The sequence below is a fragment of the Burkholderia sp. 572 genome (genome assembly GCF_040545135.1).
In the GTDB taxonomy this organism is placed as follows: Bacteria; Pseudomonadota; Gammaproteobacteria; order Burkholderiales; family Burkholderiaceae; genus Burkholderia; species Burkholderia cepacia.
In genome coordinates this window covers 103,061-116,648 of the sequence record NZ_JBEPLH010000004.1, presented here as the reverse complement: position 1 = coordinate 116,648, position 13,588 = coordinate 103,061, and the positions used below count along the sequence as shown (strand labels likewise).

Genomic DNA, 13,588 nt, shown 5'->3' with positions numbered 1-13,588 from the left:
TACCTGTAACACGTTGATGTGTCGGCATTATTCCGGATGCTTGAACGGTCATCGTCGAATCCTGGCGCTCGTCAAATCGCTGTCAAGCCCACAGTCTCGCTCGCCCGAACCATGTGCGGCAGTCATCCGGATGGCCGGTCAGCTCATATCGTGCGCGGTACCCTGTCCGGCAACCATCGGTTGCTACCGCGACGACTTTTCGTCTTTCCGGTTGCTGGCGAACCGACTATCCTTGCCTGCACATTCCCCGCAGAGACAGGAGACGACACCGTGACGCACAGCGTGATTCCCGCAGGCCTCGCCGATGAAATGATCGAGATCCGGCACCGCATCCATGCCCACCCCGAGCTCGGCTTCGAGGAATTCGCGACGAGCGACCTCGTCGCCGAGCAACTGCAGTCGTGGGGCTACACGGTGCATCGCGGGCTGGGCGGCACGGGCGTCGTCGCGCAGCTGAAGGTCGGCAACGGCACGCAGCGCCTCGGCCTGCGCGCCGACATGGATGCGTTGCCGATCCACGAGGCCACGGGCCTGCCGTACGAGAGCAAGATCGCCGGCAAGATGCACGCATGCGGTCACGACGGCCACACGGCGATGCTGCTCGCCGCCGCGAAGCATCTTGCGCGCGAGCGCCGCTTCTCGGGCACGCTGAACCTGATTTTCCAGCCGGCGGAAGAAGGGCTCGGCGGCGCAAAGAAGATGCTCGACGAAGGGCTGTTCGAGCTGTTCCCGTGCGACGCGATCTTCGCGATGCACAACATGCCGGGGTTCCCCACGGGCAAATTCGGCTTCCTGCCGGGGCCGTTCATGGCGTCGTCCGATACCGTCGTCATCGACGTGCAGGGCCGCGGCGGCCACGGCGCGGTGCCGCACAAGGCGGTCGATTCGGTGGTCGTGTGCGCGCAGATCGTCATTGCGCTGCAGACGATCGTGTCGCGCAACGTGTCGCCGCTCGACATGGCGATCGTCACGGTCGGCGCGATCCACGCGGGCGAGGCGCCGAACGTGATTCCCGATCGCGCGCAGATGCGCCTGTCGGTGCGCGCGCTGAAGCCGGAGGTGCGCGACCTGCTCGAGACGCGCATCAAGGAAGTCGTGCATGCGCAGGCCGCCGTGTTCGGCGCGACCGCGACGATCGACTACCAGCGCCGCTACCCGGTGCTCGTCAACGACACGGATATGACCGCGTTCGCGCGCGGCGTCGCGCGCGAGTGGCTGGGCGAAGCGAACCTGATCGACGGGATGGTGCCGCTCACCGGCAGCGAGGATTTCGCGTTCCTGCTCGAGAAGCGGCCGGGCTGCTACCTGATCATCGGCAACGGCGACGGAGAGGGCGGCTGCATGGTGCACAACCCCGGCTACGACTTCAACGACGCGGCACTGCCTACCGGCGCGTCGTACTGGGTCAAGCTGGCCGAGGCGTTCCTGGTGTGATGCGGCGGCGTGCAAGCAGCCGCGCCTGCAAAACCGGTCGCGGCGGCCGTGACAGGGCAATCGCATGAAGGGGCTTACCAGCCAAGGAGTTGAGCGCGATAGTTGTCGCTGGTGGCGGCCTTGAGCCGGCGGATCTTGAGGCCCGCCTTGGTTTGCGTGTCCTTGCGCAGCAGGTTCATCGTAATGCGGCGCAGAATTGCAAAGTTCTGCGCCGCATGTTCGACCCGCACCCTGCATTGATCTTCGCCGAACGCCACGTCGAGCACCCAGTGCATCGAGTTCTCGATCCGCCAGTGCGAGCGTACGGCGTGTGCAATGCGCGTTGCATCGGCGGGCAGGCTGCTCACGTAATATCGGCGCTCGACCGACACCGTCTCGCCGATCTCACGCGTGGCCTCGACCATAGCGATCGAGCGCATGCCCGGCCAGAGCGCGGCCGCGCGCCATGTGTTCATCACATCACTGACCAGGCAACGACGTGTTTCGATCCGGCCGTGGTCCTTCTCGACCTCCCGATATTCACTCGAACAGTCCCATCGGTCATCGGATGCAAGACGGTCGATGGCTTCGAGCGTGGTGCGAACTTCCACCAGCAGCGTCGGCTGGTTTTCCTTGACCGCCAGCACGTAGTCGGCTCCGCTCGTGACGAGTTGGCGAGCAATCGCCTGCTGGCAGCCCATGGCGTCGATCGTTACGATTGCACCCTTGAGCAGTAGTGCATCGAGCAGTTCCGGAATCGCCGTGATCTCGTTACTCTTGTCGGCCGTGCGCACCTGCCCCAGTACAACGCCCAGGCCGCTTCCAAAGGCCGAAACAAGGTGGATGACACGCTCCCCATTGCGATGCGAGCCACGCACCGTCTTGCCGTCGATCGCGATGACCTCGCCGGACAAGGTTGGAAACGCACCGCTCATCCAGCGCGTGAAGCACGCCTCGAACTGACGTGGGTTCAGGGCCGCGAACACCCGTCCAAACGTGTCGTGGGACGGGATGCCGTTGCGCAGCGGCACGTAGCCGCGTAGCCACTCCAGTTTCTCTTCACCCCAGATCTGAATGGCTACCCAGCTATCCGCTCCCGAGAGAATCGCGCACAGCGCCACCACCAGCATCTCTGACAGGTCGTGCGCAGGCGTTCGGCTGCGCGGATCGCGTAACTCGCCGAACGCGTCTTCGATGCTCAAGGCTTGCGTTTCCTCCATCCGATGCCTCCGCAAAAGATAGTAGTAAACGCTTGATTCGCCTCGGTTTACAACCCCGCGCGTAACTCCTTGATTGTTAACGCCCCTTCATGCGATTGCCCTGGCGGCCGTGACCGCATTTGACGCTCCTTGACATCGACGGAACAGGTCGCGTGCTACGCTGCGCGCGACGCCGGACCGGCGCGATGAATACAGGTGTGGATGAAATGCGAAAACAGTTTCTGACCGTGCTGACCGCCTGTGCGGTCGCCATGCTGGCAGCCGGGTGCGACGACCAGAAAGTAGCTGACGCGGTGAATGCGATCAAGCCCGATCCGATGGCGTTCGGCAATCTGCAGCCGGGCGTGTCGACGACCGAGGACGTACTCCGCCAGGCGGGCAAGCCGGAAATGGTCAGGCAGGGCGACGACGGCTCGCAACGGTTCGAATATCCGCGCGGCCCGTACGGCACGAGCACCTACATGCTCGATTTCGGGCCCGACGGCCGGCTCGTGTCGATCACGCAGGCGCTGACGGCGGCGAACATCGCGAAGGTCGTGCCCGGGATGTCGAAGGACGACGTGCGCCAACTGCTCGGCAAGCCGACCGAGATCGCGCAATACGCGCTGAGCCACGAAGAGGTGTGGAGCTGGCACTGGGCCGAGGGCGGCGTATCGGGCGACGCGATGTTCAACGCGCATTTCTCGCCCGACGGCACCGTGATCCGCACTTCGCGCTCGGAAGCGCCGGGCCGCGAAAAACCCTGACATCGCGGCGCCTCGCCGGTTTTTCGGTCAGAACGCCGTGCCGCCGAACAGCGCCACGACCGCCTCCGGATTCGATGGCCAGTACAGGTGCATGTACGTCGCGACGATCGCGCCGTGGCGATAGACGGCTTCGCCGCTGCCCGGCTTGCCGTCGGGGCGCGCCGCGTTCGCGACCGGTTCCAGCGGCGTCGCGAGCGTCGAATAATGAAACGTATGGCCGCGCATCGGCCCGGTACGCGTATCGAGCTGCTGCATGCCGAGCGCCGCGAACCGGCGCTGCATCGTCGCCCGCCCCGGCAACAGCCCGAGCATTGACGTCGTGACACCGTCGACGTCGGTCAGCGATTCACACAGATACACCATCCCCCCGCATTCCGCGACGATCGGCCGGCGAGCCGCCGCATGCGCGCGAAGGGTCCGTGCGGTGGCGTCATTCGCCGCGAGCGTCGCCGCATGCAGTTCCGGATAGCCACCCGGCAGGAACAGCGCGTCGCAATCGTCCGGCACGGGTTCGTCGGCGAGCGGCGAGAAGAAGCGCAACCGCGCGCCGAGCGCCTCGAGCAGCGCGAGATTCGCCGGATAGATGAACGAAAACGCCGCGTCGCGCGCAATCGCGATCCGCTTGCCGGCGAGCGCACGCGGCAGCGGCGCCGCGGCGTCCGGTTCGGCGAACGCGACGGCGGGCGGCAATTCGGCGAGCGCCGTCTGCGCGAGCACGTCCGCCGCGCGATCGAGCCGTGCGTCGAGATCGTCGATGTCGGCCGGCTGGTGCAGGCCGAGATGCCGCTCCGGCAGCGCGATGCCCGCATCGGCCGGCACGTGCCCGAGCCAGCGCAGGTCCTCGGGCAGCGCCTGCTGCAGCAGTTCCGCGTGCCGGGCCGAGCCGACGCGGTTCGCGAGCACGCCGTGAAACGGCAGCCCCGGCCGGAACCGGGCGAGCCCGAACGCGATCGCCGCGAACGTCTGCGCCATCGCCTTCGCTGAAATCACCGCGACGACCGGCACGCCGAACGCAGCCGCGAGGTCGGCACTGCTCGGCGTGCCGTCGAACAGCCCCATCACGCCTTCGATCAGGATCAGGTCGGCATCGCGTGCGGCATCGGCAAGCAACGCGCGGCAGCCGGCCTCGCCGACCATCCCGAGATCGAGCGCATGCACGGGGGCGCCGCTCGCGCGTTCGAGCAGCATCGGATCGAGAAAGTCGGGCCCGGTCTTGAACACGCGCACACGGCGGCCGAGCCGGCGGTGCAGCCGCGCGAGGCCGGCCGTCACCGACGTCTTGCCCTGGCCCGACGCGGGCGCACTGACGAACAGCGCGGGGCAGGCGGGCATGCTCAGAACTCCACGCCGCGCTGCGCCTTCACGCCTTGCTCCTTGTACGGATGCTTGACGAGCCGCATCTCGGTGACGAGGTCGGCCGCGTCGATCAGCGCGTCGGGCGCATGCCGCCCGGTCACGACGACGTGGACCGAATCGGGACGCGCGGCAAGCGTCGCGAGCACTTCGTCGAGCGGCAGGTATTCGTACTTCAGCACCGTGTTCAACTCGTCGAGGATCACCATCCGGTAGTCGCCGCTTTCGATCATCCGGCGCGCCTCGTCCCAGCCCTTGCGCGCGGTCGCGATGTCGGCGTCGCGGTTCTGCGTGTTCCACGTGTAGCCGTCGCCCATCGTCACGAAATCGCACTCGGCAACCGCGCCGAGGAAGTCGCGCTCGGACGTGTGCAGCGCGCCCTTGATGAACTGCACGACACCGAGCCGCATGCCGTGGCCGAGCACGCGCACGGCCATGCCGAACGCGGCCGTGCTCTTGCCCTTGCCGTTGCCGGTGTTGACGATCAGCAGGCCCTTTTCGTTGACGGCGGCGGCCTGTTTCTTCTCGTGGCCCGCGCGGCGGCGTTCGGTCATCCGTTGATGGGATTCGGCGTCGGTTTTCATCGGATTCGTCCTGTCGAAAGAAAGCGAAACAAAGGGTTCAGAGCGGGCCGGCGAGTGCGACCGTCACGCCGTCCCGGATGGATTTGGGGCCCAGCAGCCGGCCGTGCGGCGCCGCGAGCTGCGCGCACGGCTCGGCCACGCCCGCGACGCCGAAGCGGGCGAGCGCGGCATCCGACGGGCCGCTCACGGCCAGTTCGGGGCGGCTCGCGAGCTGTGCCGCGTCGAACGCGACGAGCGGCCAGCCGCGTCTCGCGCACAGCGTGCGCAGCGCGCGTGCGCGCGCCTTGTCGGCGAGCGTGGCGACGAGCGCCGGTTCGGCAGCCGGGTACCGCATCAGCGCGATGCGGATCGCGGCATCGAGTTGCGCGGCCGTCACGCCCGCGCGGAAACCGACACCGATCGCGACGCGCATCATGCGCGGCTGCCGAGTGCGGCGCGTACCGCGGGATCGTTGGCGAACGCCGCGACGCGGCCGATCACGACGATCGCCGGCGAACCGATGCCGGTCGCGCCGACACGCTCGACGAGCGTGTCGAGCGTCGCGAGCACGTGCCGCTGTTCGGGGCGCGTCGCGTTCTCGATCGCCGCGCACGGCGTGTCGCCGGGCAGGCCGCCTTCGCGCAGCGCGGCTGCAATCGTGTCGAGCCGGCGGATGCCCATGTAGACGACGATCGTCATGCGCGTGGCCGCGAGCGCGCGCCAGTCGGGTTCATCGGCGCTCGCGCCGTGGCCCGTGACGAAGATCACGCCCTGCGCGTCGCCGCGCTGCGTGACCGGAATGCCGAGCGCGGCCGGCGCGGCGATGCCCGCCGTGACGCCGCTCACGACCTCGACTTGAAATCCCGCGGCGCCGAGCGCGGCCAGTTCCTCGCCGCCGCGGCCGAATACGAACGGGTCGCCGCCCTTGAGCCGTGCGACGCTGCGGCCCGCGCGCAGATGCGCAAGCATCGCCGCGACGATCGCCTCCTGCGGCGTCGATGCATGACCGCCGCGCTTGCCGACGTGCTCGATGTGCGCATCGGCGCGCGCATGGCGCAGCACGTCGGGGTTCACGAGATCGTCGACGAGCAGCACGTCGGCCGAGCCGATCGCGTGGACGGCCTTGAGCGTCAGCAGGTCGGCGTCGCCGGGGCCGGCGCCGATGAGCCAGGCGCGGCTCATCGGGCGCGGCACGGCGCGCACCGTGTCGAAACAGTGGAAACGGGAAGGCGGGCGGGGCGGCGGCCAGCAGACAGGTGAAGCATGACGGATCGGACGAAGCCCGCGCGGACGCGGGCGGAATGCGCACTCGATCCGTCCCCCGCGGATCGGGCGTTCGGCGAGCATCGGGCTCGCCCCTTGCGTCGGCCGGTATCCGGGCTGGCCGCTTGCCAGGCCGCAGCCTTCCCGCCCGGTGGAAGGGCAGTGGCATCGTGGGCGGCATGGGCGCGTGCGCGGGGAAGCGCGTCGCGCGGGCGGCGTACCGTTGCGGGGACAGCACAGGCAGGGCGGCGATCCGCCTCCTGTTTCCCGTTTAACTGCATGCACGGAATGCGCATGCGAGCACCGAACGCGGCGCATACGATAGCACAGCGATCCCCCCGCGCGAACCGCCGTGCGCGGCGTCCGGCCGCGCGCGGCGGCCCTCCGGAACCGGGCCCGGCGGCCCGTTTTGCCTTGACGCTCCCCGCACCGCCGCCTACACTCGCACGCGTTTTGGTGCTCGCGCGCGCCGCTCCGGTGCGCGCAGTTAAACGGGAAACAGGGAGCCTGCCTGCGCCGCAGTCGAGCCAACCTGTGCTGCCCCCGCAACGGTAAGCGAACGCGTCGCGCACAAGCGCCACGCAGCGCCGCTTCGCCGCATGCCGCGCGCATGCGGACGACCGCCACTGGATTGCTGTCCATCCGGGAAGGCGAAGCGGCGTGTTCGCCAGCCCGGATACCGGCCCAAACGTTGGGGTTCAGCGCCGCGGGGAGGCGGCGCATCGTCCACGGCCGCAGCAGGCCCGACGCCCGCGTGTTGCTCGTTTCCACCGCCGATCTGCCGCTGCGCGAACCCGCGCCGGCCGGCGCGGTGAACGGCAGGCGGCGCGAGCCGGGCCGGCGGCAGCCGTGTTGGCATTCACGATGTCGACCGTTCGCAAGGAAGCACCATGTCCGATTCGTCGTTCCGCCCGTCCCGCGACTGTCCGTCCGGATCGCGCGGCGGCATGCCCGCGATCCGCCAGATGAACTGCCACGCCGCCATCGACGCGACGATCCCGGGCTGATTCCTTTTTCGACACAGGACCTACCATGACCCTACGCAAGCTTCCCGTCACGATCGTCACGGGCTTTCTCGGCAGCGGCAAGACGACGCTGATGCGCCACATCCTGCAGCACGCCGAAGGCCGCCGCATCGCGGTGATCGTCAACGAATTCGGCGAACTCGGCATCGACGGCGAAATCCTCAAGGGCTGCGGCATCGGCTGCGAGGATGCCGACGGTGCGCAGGGCGAAGCATCGGGCCAGTTGTACGAACTCGCGAACGGCTGCCTGTGCTGCACCGTGCAGGAGGAGTTCTATCCGGTGATGGAAGCGCTCGTCGAGCGCCGCGCGGACATCGACCACGTGCTGATCGAGACGTCCGGGCTCGCGCTGCCGAAGCCGCTCGTGCAGGCGTTCAACTGGCCGACGATCCGCAACAGCTTCACGGTCGACGCGGTCGTGACCGTCGTCGACGGGCCGGCCGCCGCAAGTGGCCAGTTCGCGGAAAACCCGCAGGCCGTCGACGCGCAGCGCCGCGCCGATCCGAACCTCGACCACGAATCGCCGCTGCACGAGCTGTTCGCCGATCAACTGTCGTCCGCCGATCTCGTGATCGTGAACAAGGCCGATCTCGTCGGCGACGCGGAATTTGCGCAGATCGAAACCGCGATCCGCGACGAGATTCCGCCGCAGGTGAAGATCGTGCGCGCGACGCGCGGCGAGCTCGATCTCGCGATGCTGCTCGGCCTCGAGTCGGCATCGGAAGAAACGATCCACCTGCGCCACGACCATCACGGCTCGGCCGACGACGGCGATCACGATCACCATCACGACGATTTCGACTCGGTGGTCGTGTCCGGCGACGCCGGCACGCGCGAGGCGACGATCGCCGCGCTGCAGCGCGTCGTCGAAGCGCATACGATCTACCGCGCGAAAGGTTTCGCCGCGCTGCCCGGCGCACCGATGCGGCTCGTGATCCAGGGTGTCGGCCGCCGCTTCGACAGCTATTTCGACCGTCGCTGGCAGGACGGCGAAACCCGCGCGAGCCGCTTCGTGCTGATCGGCGAGGATCTCGACGCGGCGGCGCTGCAACGCGCATTCGACGCCGCGTGCGCGGCCGAGCCGCAACAGGCGTAACGCACGATGCATCTGCTGCGCACCACGCCGGGCGGCTTCGTCGACGATACGCAGGGTGTCGTCCGGATCGACCAGCAGCCGGCCGACATCGTGATCCTGAGTTCGGCCGACACGACGCTGTCGCTGCTTGCCAGCGTCGTGCCGCACCTGCCTGCGGGCTTCCCGAGCGTGCGGCTCGCGAACGTCACGTTCCTGCGGCAGCCGGCGTCGGTCGATTTCTACGTCGACGACGTGTTGCAGCACGCGAAGGCGGTCGTGATCGACCATCTCGGCGGCGAGGCGTACTGGCCGTACGGGATCGAGCAGGCCGTGTCGCTCGCGTCGAAGCGCGCGCAGCAGCTCGCGATGTTCTCGGGTGACCTGCAGGAAGACCCGAACCTCGTCGCGAAGAGCACCGTCGCGCCCGGCCTGTGCCGGCTGTGGTGGCGCTACCTGCGCGAAGGCGGCGTGCACAACGCCGAGGCGCTGCTGCGCAGCATCGCATTCCACACACTCGGGTTCGGCAACGAACCCGAACCGCCGCGCCCGTTGCCGGCCGCCGCGCTGTATCACCCGGCGCGCGACCGCGCGAGCGTCGACGACTGGCGGCCGCGCTGGACGCCGGGCGCGCCCGTCGTCGTGATCCTGTTCTATCGCGCGCACTGGCAGGCCGCGAACACGGCCGTGTTCGATGCGCTGGCCGATGCGCTCGTGCGGGAGGGGCTGAATCCGCTGCCGGTCGCGGTCACGTCGCTGAAGGATGCGGTGAGCCGCGAAGTCATCACGCAGCTCTGCGACACGCACGACGTCGCACTCGTGCTGAACACGACCGCGTTCGCGGCCGGCGCGATCGACAGCCCGGAACACGACGTGCTCGCCGGCGACGCGCCGGTATTGCAGGTGATCCTGTCCGGCGGCAATCGCGACGCATGGGTGGCCGACAACCAGGGCCTGCATGCGCGCGACATCGCGATGCACATCGCGCTGCCCGAGGTCGACGGCCGGATCATCACGCGCGCGGTGAGCTTCAAGGGGCTCGCGTACCGCTGCCCGCACACCGAGGTCGACGTCGTGCGCTACCAGCCGGACGCCGAGCGGATCGCGTTCGTCGCGGCGCTCGCGCGCGGCTGGTGCCGGCTGCGCACGCTCGACAACGCGACCAAGCGCGTCGCGCTGATTCTCGCGAACTATCCGCAAAGCGAAGGGCGGATCGGCAACGGTGTCGGGCTCGATACGCCGGCGTCCGCGCTGCGCGTGCTCGCGGCGCTGCGCGACGCGGGCTATGCGGTGGCCGACCTGCCGCCCGACGGCGACGCGCTGATCGCGCGGCTCACCGAAGGCGTGACCAACGACGCGGCCGTGCATGCGCTGCGCCCCGCCTTCCAGAGCTTCCCGCTGGCCGACTACGTCGCGCACTTCGCACGGCTGCCGGCGGCCGTGCGCGACGCGCTGAACGCACGCTGGGGCCCGCCCGAAGCCGATCCGACGCTGCGGCAAGGGCGCTTCACGATCGCCGGCTGGCGCGCGGGCAACGTGTTCGTCGGCATCCAGCCGTCGCGCTCGCGCGGCGAGAACGACTACGCGAGCTACCACGACGCGGATCTCGTGCCGCCGCATGCGTATCTCGCGTTCTATTTCTGGCTGCGCGATGCGTATCGCATCGACGCGGTCATCCACCTCGGCAAGCACGGCAACCTCGAATGGCTGCCGGGCAAGAGCGTCGCGCTGTCCGACGCGTGCTGGCCCGACCTGACCCTCGGGCCGCTGCCGCATCTTTATCCGTTCATCGTCAACGATCCGGGCGAGGGCAGCCAGGCGAAGCGCCGCGCACAGGCCGTGATCGTCGATCACCTGATGCCGCCGCTCACGCGCGCGGAAAACTACGGCCCGCTGCAGGATCTCGAGCGGCAGGTCGACGAATACTACGAAGCGCTGATGGTCGATGCGCGGCGCGCGAAGCTGCTGCGCAAGACGATCCTCGCGACGATCGCCGAACACCGGCTGCACGACGAACTGAGCGTGTCGCCGCCGCGCGATGCGGGCGACGAGGACGCGCTGCTGACGCGCGTCGACGCGTGGCTGTGCGAACTGAAGGAAGCGCAGATTCGCGACGGGCTGCACGTGTTCGGCGTGTCGCCGGCCGGGCGCCAGCGGCGCGACACGCTGCTGGCGCTCGCGCGCTTTCCGGTCGGCGACGGCAAGGGCGCACGCGCAGGACTGATCGGCGCGCTCGCGCGCGATCTCGCGCTCGGCGACGATTTCGATCCGCTCGCGGCCGACTGGGCCGCGCCGTGGGTCGGCCCGCGACCGGCGATCCTGCAGGCGCTCGACGCATCGCCGTGGCGCCACGCGGGCGATACGCGCGAGCGGCTCGAACGGCTCGCGCAGCAATGGCTGGACAGGCTGTGTGCAGCCGACGGCAGCCATACGGGTGCGGAAGACGCGACGCCCCCCGGCGACTGGCCGCACACGCTCGCCGTGATCGAGCGCGTCCGCGCGACGCTGCTGCCGGCGCTCGACGCGTGCGGCGGCGAGGAAATGCGTCAGCTGCTGCGCGGACTCGACGGCCGCTTCGTGCCGCCGGGGCCGAGCGGCTCGCCGTCGCGCGGCCGCCCCGACGTGCTGCCGACCGGCCGCAATTTCTACTCGGTCGACACGCGCGCGGTGCCGACGCAGGCCGCGTGGACGCTCGGCCTGAAATCCGCGCAGCAACTGGTCGAGCGCCATCTGCAGGATCACGGCGACTATCCGCGCGCGATCGGGCTGTCGGTGTGGGGCACGGCGACGATGCGCACGGGCGGCGACGACATCGCGCAGGCGTTCGCGCTGCTTGGCGTGCGGCCGAAATGGGCGCACGGCAGCCACCGCGTGACCGACTTCGAGATCCTGCCGATCGAGATCTTCGACCGGCCGCGCATCGACGTGACGCTGCGCGTATCGGGTTTCTTCCGCGACGCGTTCCCGAACCTGATGCATCTGTTCGACGCAGCGGTGCAGGCAGTGGCCGCGCTCGACGAGCCGGAGGAACTGAACCCGATCCGCGCGCGCATCGAGCGCGAACGCGCGAAGTGGGTCGCACAGGGCGTGGCGCCGGACGAAGCGCACCGCCGCGCCGGCTGGCGCGTGTTCGGCGCGCGGCCGGGCAGCTACGGCGCGGGCCTGCAGGACCTGATCGACCAGCGCCGCTGGCAGACCGACGCCGATCTCGCGGAGGCCTACCGCCAGTGGGGCGGCCATGCGTATGCGCAGAACAGCGCGGGCGACGCCGCGGCCGACGTGTTCGGCGAGCGGCTCGCGACGATCGACGTGGTCGTGCAGAACCAGGACAGCCGCGAGCACGACATCCTCGATTCGAACGACTACTACCAGTTCCAGGGCGGGATGACCGCGGCGGTGCGGCACCTGTCCGGGCAGCAACCGAGCATCTACCACGGCGACCACGCGAACCCGGTCGCGCCGAAGATGCGCACGCTGCGCGAGGAAATCGCGCGCGTGATCCGTTCGCGCGTCGTCAACCCGAAATGGCTCGACGGCGTGAAGCGCCATGGTTACAAGGGCGCGGCCGAGCTGGCGGCGACCGTCGACTACCTGTACGGCTATGACGCGACCGCGCGCGTGCTGTCCGACCACCAGTACGCGCTCGTCGCCGACGCATACCTGTTCGACGACGCCACCCGCGCGTTCCTCGAGCGGCACAACCCGAAGGCGCTGCACGGCATCTGCGAACGCTTCGTCGAGGCGATGCAGCGCGGCCTGTGGCAGCAGCCGGGCGACTATCGCGAGCGGATCGAAGCGGTCTGGCTCGACAGCGAACAACTCCAGGAAGGGGGACGGCGATGACCGATCCGACGACGCACCGCGCGCGCGCGGTTTTTCCGTTTGCGGCGCTCGTCGCACAGGACGCGCTGCAGCAGGCGCTGCTGCTCGCCGCGATCGACCCGTCGCTCGGCGGCGTGCTCGTGAGCGGCCCGCGCGGTACCGCGAAATCGACCGCCGCGCGCGGCCTCGCCGAGTTGTTGCCGGAAGGGCAGTTCGTCACGCTGCCGCTGTCGGCGAGCGACGAGCAGGTGACGGGGACGCTCGACCTCGCGCATGCACTCGCCGACAACGGCGTGCGCTTCCGGCCGGGCCTGCTCGCGCGGGCGCATCTCGGCGTGCTGTATGTCGACGAGGTGAACCTGCTCGCCGACGGGCTCGTCGATACGCTGCTCGACGTCGCCGCGAGCGGCGTGAACATCGTCGAACGCGATGGCGTGTCGCATGCGCACGACGCGCGCTTCGTGCTCGTCGGCACGATGAATCCCGAGGAGGGCGAGCTGCGTCCGCAACTGCTCGACCGCTTCGGCCTGATGGTCGAACTGGAGAACTGCTTCGACGCCGCGCAGCGCGAGCGGATCGTGAAGGCGCGGCTTGCCTTCGATCTCGATCCGGAGGCGTTCCGCGCGCGCCATGCATCCGCGCAGCGCGCACTCGGCGACCGGATTCACGCGGCGCGCGCACGGCTGGCGACGCTCGATTTCGGCGATGCAGTGCATGCGCACGTCAGCGCGCTGTGCATCGATGCGGCCGTCGACGGGCTGCGTGCCGACCTCGTGATGTTGCGCGCGGCGCGCGCGCTCGCCGCACTGGAGCAGGCCGATGCAGTGACGGTGTCGCATGTGGCGCGTGTGGCCGAAGCCGTGCTGCGGCACCGGCGCCATGCCGGTGCGCCGCCGTCGTCCGGCGCGTCGCAGCCGGATCGCGCAAGCGACGACCGTTCGCCGCCGGATGCACGCCAGCAGCCGGACGATCAACCGGCCGCAAGCGGGAACGGCGCCGCCGTCGCGCAGGGCGACTGGGGTTACCTGCGGCCCGAGCCGGCGGGGCTGCGCGACGTGAAAAGCGTGGTGCCGCTGCCGCTAAAAAAACACTGAGCCATCGAGCCGGCGCC

The 13,588-nt window shown here is 69.3% G+C and carries 10 protein-coding genes and 2 riboswitches; of the genes, 5 read left to right on the top strand and 5 right to left on the bottom strand.

Annotated elements, in window-relative coordinates; genetic code table 11:
* The first annotated feature begins 270 nt into the window (after positions 1-270).
* Entirely contained in the window at positions 271-1,434 is a 1,164-nt protein-coding gene (locus tag ABIC51_RS09100; protein WP_226129085.1) for a M20 aminoacylase family protein, read from the top strand.
* A gap of 74 nt (positions 1,435-1,508) precedes the next feature.
* On the opposite strand, the gene ABIC51_RS09095 is transcribed toward ABIC51_RS09100, so the two are convergent.
* Entirely contained in the window at positions 1,509-2,633 is a 1,125-nt protein-coding gene (locus tag ABIC51_RS09095; protein WP_354006417.1) for an ISAs1 family transposase, read from the bottom strand.
* 206 nt (positions 2,634-2,839) lie between these two features.
* Between ABIC51_RS09095 and bamE the strand changes: the two genes are divergently transcribed.
* A complete protein-coding gene (gene bamE / locus ABIC51_RS09090; RefSeq protein ID WP_027787432.1) occupies positions 2,840-3,379 on the top strand; it encodes an outer membrane protein assembly factor BamE domain-containing protein in 540 nt (179 codons plus the stop codon).
* Positions 3,380-3,406: 27 nt separating this feature from the next.
* Here the strand turns inward: bamE and ABIC51_RS09085 are convergent, their stop codons facing one another.
* From ABIC51_RS09085 to cobA, 4 genes are read right to left on the bottom strand one after another with little or no spacing between them, the layout of a single operon-like run.
* Positions 3,407-4,711 (bottom strand): cobyrinic acid a,c-diamide synthase CobB, encoded by a 1,305-nt coding sequence (locus tag ABIC51_RS09085; protein WP_124838896.1) that lies wholly within the window; start codon positions 4,709-4,711, stop codon positions 3,407-3,409.
* Between the two features lie 2 nt (positions 4,712-4,713).
* Positions 4,714-5,316 carry a cob(I)yrinic acid a,c-diamide adenosyltransferase gene (cobO, locus tag ABIC51_RS09080; protein WP_021160089.1) on the bottom strand — a complete coding sequence of 201 codons (603 nt, stop codon included), beginning with the start codon at positions 5,314-5,316 and terminating at the stop codon, positions 4,714-4,716.
* 37 nt (positions 5,317-5,353) lie between these two features.
* Positions 5,354-5,731, bottom strand: a complete 378-nt coding sequence (locus ABIC51_RS09075; RefSeq protein ID WP_027787430.1) for a cobalamin biosynthesis protein — start codon at positions 5,729-5,731, stop codon at positions 5,354-5,356.
* A complete protein-coding gene (cobA, locus tag ABIC51_RS09070; protein ID WP_175899814.1) occupies positions 5,728-6,477 on the bottom strand; it encodes a uroporphyrinogen-III C-methyltransferase in 750 nt (249 codons plus the stop codon). Before cobA ends, ABIC51_RS09075 begins: the two co-directional genes overlap by 4 nt.
* Before the next feature lie 167 nt (positions 6,478-6,644).
* Positions 6,645-6,882, bottom strand: a riboswitch (cobalamin riboswitch).
* Positions 6,883-6,995: 113 nt separating this feature from the next.
* Positions 6,996-7,260: riboswitch (cobalamin riboswitch) on the top strand.
* Positions 7,261-7,590: 330 nt separating this feature from the next.
* On the opposite strand from cobA, the gene cobW reads away from it, so the two are divergent.
* Genes cobW through ABIC51_RS09055 form a run of 3 tightly spaced genes read left to right on the top strand, consistent with a single transcriptional unit; the run spans position 7,591 to position 13,571 of the window.
* Positions 7,591-8,679, top strand: coding sequence for a cobalamin biosynthesis protein CobW (gene cobW, locus ABIC51_RS09065; RefSeq protein ID WP_059484574.1), 1,089 nt, complete (start codon positions 7,591-7,593; stop codon positions 8,677-8,679).
* Positions 8,680-8,685: 6 nt separating this feature from the next.
* Entirely contained in the window at positions 8,686-12,498 is a 3,813-nt protein-coding gene (gene cobN / locus ABIC51_RS09060) for a cobaltochelatase subunit CobN (RefSeq protein ID WP_354006416.1), read from the top strand.
* Complete coding sequence (locus tag ABIC51_RS09055; protein ID WP_060372701.1) at positions 12,495-13,571, top strand: magnesium chelatase ATPase subunit I; 1,077 nt, start codon at positions 12,495-12,497, stop codon at positions 13,569-13,571. Before cobN ends, ABIC51_RS09055 begins: the two co-directional genes overlap by 4 nt.
* Positions 13,572-13,588: the final 17 nt, after the last annotated feature.